This is a genomic window from Paraburkholderia sp. J10-1, assembly GCF_905220165.1.
In the GTDB taxonomy this organism is placed as follows: Bacteria; Pseudomonadota; Gammaproteobacteria; order Burkholderiales; family Burkholderiaceae; genus Paraburkholderia.
This window is the reverse complement of record NZ_CAJMYW010000003.1, coordinates 482,893-497,721: the sequence shown is the minus strand read 5'-3', so window position 1 is coordinate 497,721 and position 14,829 is coordinate 482,893. Positions and strand designations below refer to the sequence as shown.

Annotated in this window: 13 protein-coding genes; 6 read left to right on the top strand and 7 right to left on the bottom strand. The window is 65.0% G+C overall.

Translation table 11 applies throughout. From position 1 onward, the window contains the following. Nucleotides 1-206: 206 nt before the first annotated feature. Nucleotides 207-881, bottom strand: a complete 675-nt coding sequence (locus U5A65_RS14845; RefSeq protein WP_321946695.1) for an HAD family hydrolase — start codon at nucleotides 879-881, stop codon at nucleotides 207-209. Nucleotides 882-988: 107 nt separating this feature from the next. Beyond that, nucleotides 989-2,800 (bottom strand): alpha,alpha-trehalase TreF, encoded by a 1,812-nt coding sequence (gene treF / locus U5A65_RS14840; protein ID WP_321946694.1) that lies wholly within the window; start codon nucleotides 2,798-2,800, stop codon nucleotides 989-991. Nucleotides 2,801-3,035: 235 nt separating this feature from the next. On the opposite strand from treF, the gene U5A65_RS14835 reads away from it, so the two are divergent. After that, the gene (locus U5A65_RS14835; protein ID WP_321910540.1) at nucleotides 3,036-4,208 is read left to right on the top strand and encodes a 4-hydroxybenzoate 3-monooxygenase; all 1,173 of its coding nucleotides are present in this window, start codon (nucleotides 3,036-3,038) and stop codon (nucleotides 4,206-4,208) included. An 86-nt stretch (nucleotides 4,209-4,294) separates the two neighbouring features. Here U5A65_RS14835 and U5A65_RS14830 read toward each other — a convergent pair whose 3' ends face one another. From U5A65_RS14830 to U5A65_RS14815, 4 genes are all read right to left on the bottom strand, one after another. After that, a complete protein-coding gene (locus tag U5A65_RS14830) occupies nucleotides 4,295-5,347 on the bottom strand; it encodes an Ldh family oxidoreductase (RefSeq protein WP_321935745.1) in 1,053 nt (350 codons plus the stop codon). 40 nt (nucleotides 5,348-5,387) lie between these two features. Then, the gene (locus tag U5A65_RS14825; RefSeq protein ID WP_321910544.1) at nucleotides 5,388-6,884 is read right to left on the bottom strand and encodes a DASS family sodium-coupled anion symporter; all 1,497 of its coding nucleotides are present in this window, start codon (nucleotides 6,882-6,884) and stop codon (nucleotides 5,388-5,390) included. Nucleotides 6,885-7,187: 303 nt separating this feature from the next. Then, entirely contained in the window at nucleotides 7,188-7,517 is a 330-nt protein-coding gene (locus U5A65_RS14820; RefSeq protein ID WP_321910546.1) for a DUF4148 domain-containing protein, read from the bottom strand. A gap of 193 nt (nucleotides 7,518-7,710) precedes the next feature. Further along, nucleotides 7,711-8,394: a DJ-1/PfpI family protein gene (locus U5A65_RS14815; RefSeq protein ID WP_321910547.1), complete on the bottom strand. Its 684-nt coding sequence runs from the start codon at nucleotides 8,392-8,394 to the stop codon at nucleotides 7,711-7,713. Nucleotides 8,395-8,573: 179 nt separating this feature from the next. Between U5A65_RS14815 and U5A65_RS14810 the strand changes: the two genes are divergently transcribed. After that, entirely contained in the window at nucleotides 8,574-10,100 is a 1,527-nt protein-coding gene (locus U5A65_RS14810) for an oligopeptide:H+ symporter (RefSeq protein ID WP_321946693.1), read from the top strand. A 69-nt stretch (nucleotides 10,101-10,169) separates the two neighbouring features. On the opposite strand, the gene U5A65_RS14805 is transcribed toward U5A65_RS14810, so the two are convergent. Next, the gene (locus U5A65_RS14805; RefSeq protein ID WP_321910550.1) at nucleotides 10,170-10,607 is read right to left on the bottom strand and encodes a carboxymuconolactone decarboxylase family protein; all 438 of its coding nucleotides are present in this window, start codon (nucleotides 10,605-10,607) and stop codon (nucleotides 10,170-10,172) included. Nucleotides 10,608-10,789: 182 nt separating this feature from the next. On the opposite strand from U5A65_RS14805, the gene U5A65_RS14800 reads away from it, so the two are divergent. From U5A65_RS14800 to U5A65_RS14785, 4 genes are all read left to right on the top strand, one after another. Beyond that, on the top strand, nucleotides 10,790-12,280 hold the full coding sequence (locus U5A65_RS14800) for a PLP-dependent aminotransferase family protein (protein ID WP_321946692.1): 1,491 nt from the start codon (nucleotides 10,790-10,792) through the stop codon (nucleotides 12,278-12,280). A 323-nt stretch (nucleotides 12,281-12,603) separates the two neighbouring features. After that, nucleotides 12,604-13,050, top strand: coding sequence for an HU family DNA-binding protein (locus U5A65_RS14795; protein ID WP_321910554.1), 447 nt, complete (start codon nucleotides 12,604-12,606; stop codon nucleotides 13,048-13,050). A gap of 666 nt (nucleotides 13,051-13,716) precedes the next feature. Next, the gene (locus U5A65_RS14790) at nucleotides 13,717-14,166 is read left to right on the top strand and encodes a DoxX family protein (protein ID WP_321910556.1); all 450 of its coding nucleotides are present in this window, start codon (nucleotides 13,717-13,719) and stop codon (nucleotides 14,164-14,166) included. Nucleotides 14,167-14,277: 111 nt separating this feature from the next. Beyond that, entirely contained in the window at nucleotides 14,278-14,826 is a 549-nt protein-coding gene (locus U5A65_RS14785) for a potassium channel family protein (RefSeq protein WP_321910558.1), read from the top strand. Nucleotides 14,827-14,829: the final 3 nt, after the last annotated feature.

Sequence of the window (14,829 nt, the reverse complement as noted above, 5' to 3'; positions counted from 1 at the left end):
GTCGTTCATCGCAGCAGGCGGCGGAAGCCGGCCGGTGAGTTGTCGAATTGACCTATGTCAGCATACGCCGATGGCGCGCGACATGCAGTACACGCGATGTGCTAAAGGCGTGGTGCCGCGGCGGTGCTGCTGCACTGCACAGCCGTCAAGCGCGCAATTTTCGCGCCATGGCCGGCGGTGCCCGGTTTGCTCCGTAGTGAGCCAACTCAGTCGCGGGCGCAGACTTCGTCGAGGTGGCCAAGCAAATCGGCGGGATCTTCGTACACGCGCAGCGCCCCCGCGCATTGCAGTTCCTCGGTGCCGTAGCCGCCCGACTGCAGGCCAATGCCGAGCGCCCGGCAGCGCTGGGCCGCCAGCATGTCCCAGACGCTGTCGCCCACCACGAGGCAGCGCTCGATCGGCATATTCAGCCGCAACGCTGCGGCGACGAAAAGATCGGGGTCCGGCTTGGCGTGGCGCACTTCGTCACGCGTGACCACGGTCGTGACAGCCGGGTCCACGCCGAGCGCCTGCAAGTTCACGGAAGCCGTGGCGAGCCGCCCGCTCGTGGCGATCGCCCAGGGCACCTGGGCGGCGGTCAGTGCGTCGAGCAGCGCCCGCGCGCCGGGCAGCGGGCGCACCTGGTCGGCGTGGTGGCGGTAGGCGTCGGCGTGGAGTTTTTGCAGGCGTGCGATGCGCTCGGGCGAGATGGCCTCGTGCGTCTCGCGCAACAACTGGTTCATGAAGAGCCCGCCGCTCATGCCGATACGCCGGTGAATGCGCCACACCGAAAGCTCGATGCCGTCCGCATCGAGCGCTTCCTTCCATGCGAGCACGTGCTGATAGACGCTGTCGACGAGCGTGCCGTCGAGGTCGAACAAAAAGGCCGATTCGCTGCGCATGGCTAGCTCCTGAAGCAACACGACGATTACGCTTTAGCGGCGCAAAAAGTGTACGCCGCGAGCCCAGGGCTTGCGCCGCGGGCGTTGCGGATGTTGCGGATGTTGCATTAAGGCGCGCTTGCCGCCGCCGCGCCTTGTGCCGCACCGGCTTGCGGATATATCTGCAGCAGCGCGCGCAGCACGCCGTTGGTCCACCCGAAGCCATCCTGCAGCGGATATTCGCCGCCGCCCGCCGCCGACGCCTGGGTGGCCGACGCGCTCACGTCATACTTCTCGACGAGTTTGTGCGTGCGCGCGTAGTAAGCGAGATTCGTCGCGATCCAGCGCGAGGCGATTTCCTGCGCGAGGTCCGCCTCTCCGTAGCGGCGCAGCCCCACGACCGCGAGATATTGCAGCGGCGCCCAGCCGTTCGGCTCATCCCATTGCTGGCCCGTCGCGACCTGGGTGGTGGCGAGGCCGCCCGGGCGCAGCAGGCTGGCGCGTACGGCGGCGGCCACGTCCTGCGCCTCGCCTTTCGTCGCGACGCCCGCATAAAGCGGGTAGACGGTCGCCGCCGTGAGCCGGTGCGTGAGCGTGCGGTGCGCGAAATCGTAGTCGCTGTACGCATGCAATTGCGGGTCCCAGAGCACGCGGTCGATGGCTTTGGCGCGTTGCTGTGCGCGCTTCGTCATCCATGCGGCCTCGCGCGCGTCGCCCTTCAGGCCGTAGGCCTTCGCGAGCGTGCGCTCGAGGATCGCCATCAGCGAATTGAGGTCCACGGGCGCGAGCGAGGTCACGTCGATGGTCGAGAGTGTGTGCCCGTCGGCGAGCCAGCGCGAGCTGTAGTCCCAGCCCGTTTCCGCGCCCGCGCGCAGGTTGCGCCAGAGGTCCGAAGCGTCGCGTTGCGGCGTGGCCCGCGCGGTGAGGATGTCCTCGCGGTACGACTCGTCGCGCGGCCGGTTGCGTGCGTCCCAGTAGCGGTTGAGCAGCGTGCCGTCGGGCAGGCGCACGAGGTGGCGCGCGGCGTGGCCGGGCTTGAGCGTTTGTTCGCCGGCCATCCAGTAGTCGTATTCCTTGCGCAGTTGCGGCAGGTAATGGAGGTACACGGCGTCGCCGTCTTTCTCGGCGACGAGGCTCACCATCTGCGCGAAAAACGGCGGCTGCGAGCGGCTCAGGTAGTACGTGCGATTGCCGTTCGGGATGTGCCCGTAGCGGTCGATCAGCGCGGCGAAATTGTTCAGCTCGTCGAGCGCAAGGTCGTGGCGGCCGCTCGCTTCCAGACCGAGCATGATGAAGTACGAGTCCCAGTAGTAGATCTCGTTGAAGCGGCCCCCCGGCACGACGTACGCATAGGGCAGCGGCAGCAGCGACGAATACGGATTCGGCTTCGCGTCGGGGCGGCGGCTCAGCACGTTCCAGAGCGTGTCGATGTGGCCGACCACGTCCTGGTTCGGATCGGAAACGTAGTGGTCCCCGGTTTGCGCCGGGGCCGCGAAATACTGGTTCACGAACTGCGCGAGCGCGGCCTGGCGCGCGGCGGCGTCGTGCTCGTCCGCGTGCTGCTGGCGCCAGCGCTCGTAGGCCGCCGTGATCTGGGCGGGGCGCTCGTTCGGCAGCATGTCGGCAAACGTCTTGCTGTCGGGGAAGATCTGCGCGAGCTGCACGTCGTGATAGAGGCGGCCGTAGAGGTCGGCGGGCGTGGCGGGCGGGTTCTCTTTTGCCGTGTCGTGTTGCGCTGGAGTACGAACCGGATTCTGTAATTCCTGCGCGCTGGCGGGGGCTGCGGCGTCAGCCTGAGCGTCGGCGGCACAGGCGGGTTGGGCGAGCGGCCATGCGAGGCACAGCGCGGCGGCTAGCGTGGCGGCAAGCGGTGTACGGCGGGGCGTGCGGCGGGATTTCGTGGCGGATTCGGGCGTGGGGGAGCGGCGTGGCAAAGGCATGGGCTTGATGTTCTTGGAGGGCGAGGAGCGCGCCGGCGGGCAAACCTGAAGCGCAGGCGAAGCGTGCCGTTGAGCAATTTCCGTTCCGCACAACGGTTAGCGAGCCGGCCGGCGGCTGCGGCGCTATTCGAAATCGGGATAGTGCATATTCTCCATATCGCGTTGCGCGATAACGGGTGCAGCGGTGAAACTTGCGAAAAATCAATTCAAGCAACGCCGCATCAGGAGACATCTCATGCGCACTCAGGTTGGCATCATCGGCGCCGGGCCCGCAGGCCTGCTTCTTTCCCATCTTCTGCATTTGCGTGGCATCGACTCGGTCGTGCTGGAGCTGCGTGGCCGCGAGCAGATCGAATCGACCATTCGCGCCGGCGTGCTCGAGCAAGGCACGATGGACCTGCTCACCGAAGCGGGCGTCGGCGCGCGCATGAAGGCTGAAGGCGCGCTGCATCACGGCTTCGAACTCGCGTTCGAAGGCAAGCGCCGCCGCATCGATCTCACTGGCCTCACAGGCAAAGCCATCACCGTCTATGCGCAGCATGAAGTGCTCAAGGACCTCGTGGCCGCGCGCGTGGCCGCCGACGGCAAGCTCTTCTTCAACGTCTCGAACACCTCGATTCACGGCGTGGAAACCAGCACGCCGTCGATCCGCTTCCACCACGAAGGCGAGGAGCGCGAGTTGCATTGCGACTACGTGATCGGCTGCGACGGCTTTCACGGCGTGTCGCGTGCCACGATTCCGGCGGCGCTGCGCCAGGACTATGAGCGCGTGTTCCCGTTCGGCTGGTTCGGTATTCTCGTCGAAGCGCCGCCCACTTCCGACGAGCTGATCTACGCGCGCCACGATCGCGGTTTCGCGCTCATCAGCACGCGCTCGCCGAATGTGCAGCGCATGTACTTCCAGTGCGACCCGCACGACAAGGTCGAGAACTGGTCCGACGACCGCATCTGGGCCGAGTTGCACGCACGCGTCGATTCGCTCGAAGGCCACCAGGTGGTGGAAGGCAAGATCTTCCAGAAGAACATCGTGGGCATGCGCAGCTTCGTCACGACCACGATGCAGCACGGCCGCCTGTTTCTCGCGGGCGACGCGGCGCACATCGTGCCGCCTACCGGCGCGAAGGGCCTCAATCTCGCGGTGGCGGACGTGCGCGTGCTGAGCGCGGCGCTCGTGGCGTTCTACAAGGAAGGCCGCAACGATCTGCTCGACGCGTATAGCGAAACGGCGCTGCGCCGCATCTGGCGCGCGGAGCATTTCTCGTACTGGATGACGCGCATGATGCACCGTCTCGACGACGCGACGCCGTTCGAGCAGCGCCTGCAGGTAGCCGAGCTGGAGCACGTCACCACGTCGCGCGCCGCCGCGACGGCGATGGCCGAGAACTACGTCGGCGCGGTCGCGGTGTGAGGTAATTGCAGCGCATCGAAACGGCCGCGCGAGTCCCGAGGGGCTCGCGCGGCCGTTATGCGCTTACGGCCTCGTGCTGGGCCGGCTCAAATCGCCGTGAGCGGCGCAATGCCCAGTTCGTTCGCGATATCGGCGAAGGGCTTTTTCACGGAGTCGGGCAGCGTGATCGTCTGCATGTGGCGCGCGCGATTTTCCGCTTCGTACTGGCCAGGATACTGCACCGGCTGCGAGGGGTCCTGGGGCGGGCAACTGAGCAGATAGTCGAGGAACGATTCGACCTCCTGCGAGCGCCACGTCGTATTGAAATCGACCTGCGGATCGAGCACGAGCGCGAACAGATTGTTGGTGGCGACGCCATTGCGCGGATTGTCCGGATGGATCGTGCCGCCACCCGAGAGCACGCCCGCGAGCAATTCCGCCACGAGCCCGAGCGCATAGCCCTTGTGCAGGCCGAACGGCAACAGCGCGCCTGGCGGGTCGGCGAACAGCACGTTCGGGTCGCTCGTCGGTTGGCCGTTCGCGTCGATCACGGAGCCATCGGGCGCCGGCAACCCGTTTTCCGCGAGCACGCGCGCCTTGTTCACGGCAATGGCGCTCGTGGCGATATCCACGACGAAGGGCGGCCGCCCGCCCGGCAGCGGGCCCGCGAAGCACAGCGGGTTGGTCGTGAGCCGCGGCTCGCGCCCGCCGAACGGCGCAACGGTCGGCGAGCGGTTCACCACGTTGGTGAACGCGAGCAGCACATAGCCTTGCGCTGCGACCATTTCGCCGTAATGACCCATGCGCCCCAGGTGATGGCTATGGCGCAGCGTCACGATGCATTGCCCATGTTCGCGCGTGCGAGCGATCGCGTCTTCCATCACGACCTTGCCCACGTGCTGGCCGAAGCCGCTGTGGCCGTCGTAGCCGATCAGGCTGCCGCGGTCGACCACGCGCTCGGCGCGGCCGTCGGCGGCGACGAATCCCGCAGCCAGCACGCGCTTGTAGTTCGGCAGGATCGACAGGCCATGGCTCGCGTAGCCCACGCGGTCCGACTCGATCAGATGGTCGGCTACGTCGGCGGCGATGTCTTCGGGCACCGCGACGTTCGTGAGCACGGCCGTGGCGAAGCGGCGTGCGTCGTCGATATTGACTTCCATGAGCGGCTCCTCGCAACAGTGCAGTGTTCAGGTGCAGCGTTCAGATCCAGCCCAGCCAGCGCCACCACGTCGCGGCGAACAGCAGCAACAGCAGGTAGCCGACAATCGTCAACACGATGCCCACGCGCGCGAACTGCTTCGCCGTGAACGTTTCGGTGGCGAGGCACACCATGTTTTGCGGCGCGTTGATCGGCAGGACGAAGCCGAAGCTCACGACGAAGCCGAGCAGCATCGTGAGACCGAGCCGATTGAAGTCGCCCTGCATGGACTGCAGCACCGACACGAGAATCGGCAGCATGGCGGAAGTGAGCGCCGTTGCGCTCGCAAAACCGAGATGGATGAGGATGAGGAAGGCCGAGAGAATCGCGAAGGCAATGAATGGGCCTGCGGTGTCGAGCCCGGTGTGATGCGCGACGAGATCGCCGAGCCATTGGCCCGCCTTCGTCGTGAGCAGGGCGGTGCCGAGGCTGATGCCCACGCCGAATACGATCACCGTGCCCCACGGAATGCGGCTCTGCACGGTCTTCCAGTCCATCACGCCGAAACGCGGCAATAACAGCAGCACGAGGCCCACGTACGTGACCGAGGTGGTGTCGAACGGGTGCAGCTTGCCTTCGGTCGCCCAGAAGCACAGCAGGCCGATGGAGACGCCCAGCAGCCGTTTTTGCGGACCCGTCATGGGGCCCAGTTCGCGCAGCGACGCTTCGACGGCTTCCTTGCCGCCCGCGATCGCATCGGCTTCGGGCGGCAGCATCTTCAGCACGATGAACAGCAGCACGGCCGACATCACGATCGCCCAGGGCGCGCCCGCGATGAGCCAGTCGAGCCACGTGACGCGTGCGCCGAGCATCTTGTCCATGAAGCCCACGGTGAGCAGGTTCTGCGCGGCGGCGGTCTGGATGCCGACGTTCCAGATGCTGGTGGCGTTGGCCACCACGATCATGATGCCTGCCGCGATGTTCGAGCGCTTGTCCACGCCGAACGCCGAGATCACGCCCACCATGATCGGCACGACGCAGGCGCTGCGCGCGGTGGCGCTCGGCACCACGAGCGAGAGCACGATGGTCACGGCGACCGCGCCGATCAGGATGCGCCGCGTGGTGGTGCCGATGAGCGAGAGCGTGACGAGCGCAATGCGCCGGTCGAGACCGGTGACGGTCATCGCTGCCGAGATGAAGAGGGCGCCGGCCACGAGCGCGAGCGCGGAATTGGAGAAGCCCGCGAGCGCCATGCTGATGGCTTTGTTGGTGCCGTAGTCGACAGCGGGGTTTTCGATGGTGGGCGCGGTGCCCACGAGAAACGCCATGAGCGAGGTGATGATGATGGCGCTCGCTTCGTACGACACGGCTTCGGTCAGCCACACGACCACGGCGAATGCGAGGATGGCGAGCATGCGCTGGCCGGCGGGCGGGAGGCTATCGGGCAAGGGCAGAAGCAGCACGACGACGAGCGCGATCACGCCCGCGATCAGGCCCACCGGTATGCCTTTTTTCTGCGGCGCGGCGCTTGCGTTGGCGGCTGGCTGGGGTGCGTTCATGGCGATGACTCCATGTTGGGCATGCACGCGGCATGGCTCGCGATGGCATCGGAGTGGCATCCGGGCGAGCGCGTGCTGCGTCGAAAAGCGACGGTGTTGCGGCTTGCGAACGAGTCAGCGCATTCGCTTCGCGGATGGTACTGCCATTCGACTGATGAAGCGTTTAGTGTGTACGGCGGGAGCGAGCGGGCGCGAAAGCGGGGGACGTGCAGCGTTCAATCGTGCTGCGGGTGCGGCGGGCAAATGGAAGGCGGAAGCGTTTTAACCGGCAACGCAGCCGGTTAAAACGGCTGATCACGCGAATTACTGGGCGGCGCCAGCAGCGTTAGCTTTCTTCTGTGCGTCCTGCAGGTTCTGCGGATAGTTCGGATCGTTCAGCGCCGGCTTGTAGCCCGCGTCTTCCAGCTTCTTCAACTCAGCATTGTTCTTCGCGCGGGCTTCCTTGCGTTCGGCCTTGCGCTGCGCCTTGGCCTGAGCCTTGGCTTGTGCTTTCTGTTCCTTGGTGAGCGGTTGCGTGGCCTGATTGGCGGCAGGAGCGCTGGCTTCCGTTTGCGCGAATGCCGGCGCGGCGACGCCGATCAGGAATGCGGCGGTAGCTGCGGCGAGAGTCAGCTTGCTGGTGGTGGAGCGCATTGATTCCCCTAATGATTGATTTGAACGGCTTACCCAGGGCTGGGACGACGGGCGCAAACGGCGGCGGTGCGCCCGTCACTCAATGTAATCGATCCACAACAAAGGCGGTATCTGGCGCTGACCCTGGCTGCCACGTCACCTCAAGGCAACAGCGAGGCAACGGCGAGGCAACGGCGCCGGCCTCGCCGGGCGCTCAGGCGGCGAGTTTCGCGGCTGCCGCGGCGACCACGCGCGCGCGTTCGGCGAGCGACGCAGCTGTCTGCGCGCGCAACCTTTCTACGATCGCAGGCGGCGCGCTGGCGGGGTCGCCAGCAGCGAACGGCGGCGCGGGCGCGTACTCGAGTTCGAGCTGCAACGCCTGGGCGGCCTCGTCGCCGATCAGCTCGGCGGCGAGCGTCAATGCGAAATCGATACCCGCAGTGATGCCGCCGCCGGTCAGCACGTTGCCGTCGCGCACCACGCGCGCTTTCACGGGCAGCGCGCCGAGCGGCTCCAGCAGTTCGTGGAAGGCCCAGTGCGTGGTCGCGCGGCGTCCGCGCAGCAGCCCGGCCGCGCCGAGCACGAGCGCGCCCGTGCAAACCGAGGTCACGTAGCGCGCCGTGCCCGCCTGGCGGCGCAGGAACGCGAGTGTCTCGTCGTCGGGAATCAGCTGCGAAACGCCGCTGCCGCCCGGCACGCAGATCACATCGAGCGGCGGGCAGTCGTCGAAAGTCGTGTCGGGCGTGAGCATGAGTCCGGTGCTCGAGCGAACCGGATCGAGCGTCTTCCAGATGAGCCGCGCCTGGGTGTCCGGCATCGAGGCGAGCACGTCGTATGGGCCGGTCAAGTCGAGCTGTTGAACGCTGGGAAAGACGAGAAAGCCGATTTGCAGTGCCATGGTGTGTTTCCAGTCAAGGGTTGGGCTGTCGAAAAGGGCAGGCGGTGGGCCGATGAATCGGGAATCACTGTAATCTCGCCACGATACGTAGCCATGCCAAAAACCGCGCAAAAACTGCCAGCGCCGCCCGCGCGAGTACAATCGCGCGCCGTGCACTACCGCAACAGGAAATACGCAACATGAATACGCCAGCCCCCGCCCCGACCACCGCAAGCCGGACCCGTTCGTTCACGACGGTCTTCCTGATAGAGATGTGGGAGCGCTTCGGCTATTACGGCATGGCGGCGCTTCTGGTGCTGTTCATGGTCGAGCAGGTCGGCTTCAGCGACCGCGAGGCGAACCTCACGTGGGGCGCTTTTGTCGCGCTCGTCTTCGCGGCCCCGGCCATCGGCGGATGGATCGGCGACCAGATTCTCGGCGCACGGCGCTCCATGGCGGCAGGCGCCGTGATTCTCGCCGCAGGCTACTTCATGCTCGCGCTGCCCAACGACAGTCTGAGCCACATGTACGCTTCGCTAGGCGTGATCGTGGTCGGCAACGGTCTCTTCAAGTCGAACGCAGCGAACCTCGTGAGGCGCATTTACGAGGGCGACGACGCGCAACTCGACAGCGCGTTCACCATTTACTACATGGCGGTGAACATCGGCTCGACCGTCTCGATGCTCGCCACGCCGTGGATCAAGGAGCATTGGGGCTGGCATGCCGCGTTCGGCGTGTGCTGCGCGGGCATGGCGCTCGGCATCCTCAACTTCCTTTTGATGCGCCGCTCGCTCGCGCGTATCGGCTCGGCTCCGGACGACCAGCCGCTGCACCTGGGCCGCGCCGCGCTCGTGGCAGTGGGCGCCGTGGCGCTCGGCGCGGCGACGATGTTCGTGCTTCAGCATGAAACGATCGCGCGCGACTGCGTGTACGCTGCGGCGGCCGCCATTCTCGCAATATTCGGCTGGATGCTCGTGCGTTGCGAGCACGCCGAACGCGCCGGGCTGATCGCTGCGCTCATCCTCACGTGCCAGGTGATCCTGTTCTTTGTGTTCTATCAGCAGATGTCCACGTCGCTCACGCTGTTCGCGCTGCGCAACGTCGATCCGCAGTTCTCGCTGTTCGGTATGACGCTGTTCCGATGGAGCCCGGCGCAATTCCAGGCGCTCAATCCCATCTGGATCATGGTGCTTTCGCCGGTGCTCGCCGTGCTTTACACGTCGCTTGCGCGTCGCGGCCGCGACGTGCCGGTGGCGGTGAAGTACGCCCTCGGCTTCGCCGTGGTCGCCGCCGGCTTTTTCGTGTTCGCGGCGAGCGGGCGTTATGCGGTAGAAGGGCGCGTGTCGTCGTGGTTCATGGTGGCTGGCTACGGGCTGTATTCGCTCGGCGAACTGCTCGTGAGCGGCCTCGGGCTCGCGATGATCGCGCGCTATGTGCCCGCGCGCATGAGCGGCTTCATGATGGGCGCGTATTTTGTCGCGACCGGCGTTTCGCAATATCTGGGCAGCGTGGTGGCGAATTTCGCGCAGATGCCCTCGGGCACGCTCGACCCGCTTACCTCGTTGCCGCTTTATACGCGGCTCTTCACCGGACTTGGCTGGCTCGCGTCGTTGGGCGTGCTGGTCGCCGTGCTGCTGTTGCCGATCATGAACCGCCTCTCGCGCGAGCATCACGCAAAAAGCGGCGCGCAAGCCGCGCGCGAGCCGCAATCGGAAAGCATCGAGTGATCGATACGCGCGCCGCGTTCAGCCGCCGCTTAATTTGCTGCGGCGGGAGCGGCGCGCTTTATTGCATGCTCAGGCCGGCAACTTGCGGAACGTCACCGCAATACGGTTCCAGCCATTGATCGCGATGATCAAGAGCGTGAGGTCGGCGATCTCCTGATCGCTGAAATGCGGCTTCACGCGCTCCCATACCTCGTCGGGCACATGTGTTTGTGCGAGCAGCGTGACCGATTCGGTCCACTCGAGCGCCGCGCGTTCGCGTTCAGTGAAGAAAGGCGTTTCACGCCACACCGAGACCGTGGCGAGCCGGCGATCGGTTTCGCCGCCCTTGCGCGCGTCCGTGGTGTGCATGTCTACGCAGTACGCGCAGCCGTTGATCTGCGAGGCACGCAGGCGCACCAGTTCCGCGAGCGGCTTTTCGATCGAGCTTTTGCTCGCGCGCTCTTCGAGCGCGATCATGGCCTTCGTGCCTTCCGGGCTGGCCTTGTAGAAATCCATACGTGCCTGCATGAGCGTTCACCTTTCGAGTTGACTGGCTTGCGTTGATCGGTTGGACCTGCGAATTGCGTAACCACAGGTGCACTTTAGGCGCTGCGCTGGCGCGTTCACATAGCCATTCTGGCAATATTTCGGGTGACCACTTTTTCGGGTGACCACTTTCGCTCCCGCAGCACGCTATCTGCCGCGTCATCATGGAACTCCACGTCACCGTTTCGGGCCGTCGCGACCTTGCAGGCCAGATTTATCGTCAACTGCGCGACAGCATTGTCGACGGCCGCCTTGCAGGCGGCACGCGCCTGCCGTCCACGCGCGACCTCGCATTGCAGCTCGGCGTTTCGCGCAAGACCACACTCGACGTATTCGAGCGGCTGCTCGCCGAGGGCTATCTGAACTCGCGGCGCGGCTCGGGCACATTCGTCGCCGATACGCTCGAACGCCTGCCCGCGCGCGGGCGCGGTCATCCGAATCCGCAGATTCGTGCAGCCACCGCGGCTTCCAGCGCCGTAGCCGCTTCGGTGCGCAAAGCGCAGGCCACGCCGTGGTGGCAGGCGCAAGCCGAAGCGCTGCACGGCTCGTTGCCGCGCCTTGACGCGCGGCTTGCCTGCGACTTCGCGGGTGGCATTACCGACAAGTCACGCTTTCCCTTCGACATTTGGCGGCGCTGCATCAACGACGCGTTGCGCGTGCAGGCGCGCGGGCACGGCATGTATCGCGATCCAGCAGGCGAAGAGAAGCTGCGCCTCGCGGTGTCGCGCTACCTCGCCTTCAATCGCGCGGTACAGAGCAACTGGCAGGACGTGATCGTCACGCAGGGCGCGCAGCAGGCGCTCGATCTGCTCGCACGCGTGACGCTCGCGCCGGGCGACGTGGTCGCCGTGGAAGACCCGGGCTATCCCCCCGCGCGCGATATCTTCGCGGCACTAGGGGCGAAGATCGTGCCCGTGCCCGTGGATCGCGAGGGGCTTGTGGTCGCGCGTCTGCCGAAAGCGGCGCGGCTCGTGTACGTGACGCCCTCGCACCAGTTCCCGCTCGGCATGCCGATGAGTCTCGAGCGGCGTGTCGCGCTGCTCGAATGGGCGCAGGCGCGCGGCGCACTCGTGATCGAAGACGACTACGACTGCGAATACCGCTTCGAGGGCCGCTCGATGGAGCCACTCAAGAGCCTCGACAACGCCGGTCTCGTCGCCTACGTCGGCACGTTTTCGAAGACCATGTTCCCGGAGCTGCGCGTGGGCTACGCGGTGCCGCCCGCCGCGCTGGCCGCGCCGCTCGCCCGCGCACGGCAGATTGGCGACGCGCACGGCTGCGTGCTCACGCAGACGGCGCTCGCCGATTTCATGCTCAACGGCCATTTCGCGCGTCATTTGCGGCGCATGCATCAGACGTATTCGCAGCGCCGCGACGTGCTGCTCGCGCATCTGCGTGGACCGCTTGCACCGTGGCTCGAACCCGTCACGCCGAACACGGCGGGGTTGCACCTGGCGGCGCGGCTCGCCGCGCCGCTCGACGCCGCGGCGGTGGCGCAGGCTGCACGCGGTGCGTCGATCGGCCTGCATCCGCTGGCGCCGTTTCACATGGAAGCGCCTGTGCAGAGCGGTTTTCTGTTCGGTTACGGCGGGGTCGACACCGAGTGTATCGACGCCGCGCTGACGTCGCTCGCCACGCTGCTGCGCACACTGTGACTGCGCGTTGCCGTCGCGCGGGCACCGGCATGGCAGCCAAAATCACGCAAAAACGCCATACGTATAGCGCTTTCCTGACAAACGCGCCAGGCGCCGCACCGGGCGAAGCGCGTCGTCCGGCATGGCTTCGGGCACGCAAGGTGCACGTTTACCCCTGTAAACAGGCGTCAAAATGTGTTCGAGAGTCAGCGCCACGCAACAAAATCGTAACGACAACGCAAAAGCTTCACGCAAAACGCTTGCGCGTATGTAGAATCCGCCGTTGAAGCACATGCATTCCGCAGTGCTTCTTCGATTCACTGACCAACACTGGTAGGAGAAACATGCCGACTTCCGCAAAGAAAGTGGCCAAAAAGGCAGCTGCCCCGGCCAAGAAGGTTGTTGCAAAGAAAGCGCCCGCCACCAAGACGGCCGCAGCTAAGAAGGTCGCCGTGAAGGCGTCCGGCGCACCGACGCCGATCAAGGACACCTTCACGAAGGCCTCGCTGGCTACCCACGTCGCTGAGCGCGCAGGCGTCGAGCCGAAGGCTGCCAAGGCTGTGCTCGCAGCGCTGGAAGACACGATCCTCGGTTCGGTCCACAAGAAGGGTGCCGGTGAATTCACGCTGTCGGGCCTTCTGAAGATCGTCGTGCAGGCCGTGCCGGCGAAGAAGAAGCGCTTCGGCAAGGATCCGTTCACGGGTGAAGAGCGCTGGTTCCCGGCCAAGCCCGCATCGGTCCGCATCAAGGCGCGCGCCCTGAAGAAGCTGAAGGACGCAGCAGCCGCCTGATCGCGCTGTAGCCGCGCCCTTCGGGGGGCGGCGATTTGTCAGTACCCAAAAATCCCCGTCGGCGTAGACGCCCGCGGGGATTTTTCATTTCAGGCCGACTTCTGCCTTGTGCGTTGCCGGCGGCACTACGGCCTGCCATCGCAGGTCCCTTGAAAGCAGGGAAGTGTCCACGCCGGCCGGGACGAGTGCATGCCGCCGCCCGCCGCGTGGGCGCAGTTGCGTTCACCGCCAAGTCCGGGAGAGCGTGATTGAACGTCCACGTGCTGCCGGTGGCGACGCGCAGAACATGGTCCATTGCCTACGCCGGACCACTCGCCTTCGCGGCTTGATTCCCTGGCCCCGTGCCAGCTCCCGCTCTCTCCGGCACGCTGCGCTCGCGCTTCCAGCCGAACGCCTTCACTTCGCGCAGAGACAGCGCTCACCGTTCACAACCCCATGAGCGTTGATTGTCCGTGAGCCGCTACTCGGTAGCCGCGTTGTTCTCCCGGCGCGACTTGCCGACGGACGTCTCCGTGCGCCACACAACTTTAAGAATTCTCCTATTAGAAATGGCGTGGAATTTGGATAACTTGTCAGCCGCCGATTCAATCGTTTGCTGCAGCTAATCTCGGGCCTGGTTTTGGGCCTCGCGAAACCCATCTTTTTCTTCAGCGGATCAAATCGTTCATGGACCGAAATTGCGGAAAGTTGGAAAAGTGTGTTGCAAGTGCATCCGTGCGTACCCGGAGTGAGGAAATTGTCGCATTGATAGGACGCGTCCTGATCGCCTTGTTTTTCCTCCCCGCCGGACTGGCGAAGCTCTTCGACTTTTCCGGTACGGTCAATGAGGTCGCCGCCGGTGGTCTGCCCTTGCCTGTCTTCTGCGCGGCGGCGACGATCGCTCTGGAAATCGGCGGCGGGTTGGCGCTGCTGTTGGGCTACAAGACGCGTGTTGCCGCGACTCTGCTCATGCTGTTCACTGTCGCGGCTTCGGTTCTCTATCATCCTTTCTGGGCGATATCGGGCGCGCGGAGAATGCAGGAAGTCATCATGTTTGCCCAGAACATTGCAGTCGCGGGCGGCCTGCTGGTTCTCGCAGGTCAAGGTGGCGGCCGTCTGAGTATTGATAAAGATTAAGAGTCTTAAGTGTTGTCAGGTCAGTTTATTTCAGTGTTTCCAGGTTGCATGGCGAGCGTTTCATTGCCAATGCGAAAGCCGGAGGCGAACATTCACAACGGAGAAGCGTGATTGAATGATTCGCCAGTTTCAGGCGGGCGGTGGTCATGCCGGGCGGTTCGCGAGATCGCGAAGGATCTCTTCGTCGCAGGCACGCCCGTGGGAATCACCTACCTCTCGGCTTTGTTTGTGATTGCCATTGCGCCGGACAAGGATAGTCATCACGGATGGTCCGTGGTGGCGATGTCGATTGCGCTGGCGTTGATGATATTGACCTATCCACTGGGACTTCGGCTTTTGCGCCGCTGGTTTGTCCATCTCGGCGTGAGGGGTGGATACGTCTCGTTATGGGTGTCCTATCTCGTCACTACGTTGTTGTTTCAGCAGCCGCTCTGGTTGATCTGCCAGAAGTTCGCGTTGATCGATAGTCGCAATGCGCTGGACAACGCGTATTTCACCCTGGTGACCTTCCTGACGATCGGGTACGGCGACATGGTGCCGCATAGCGGCCCCGGCCGCGCCTTTGCCATGGTAGTCGGCATCCTGGGCGCAGCACACAACATTTGCTTTATTTCCTATCTGCTCACCATGGGGCAGTCGGCAAAGGGAATAGAAACCTGATGG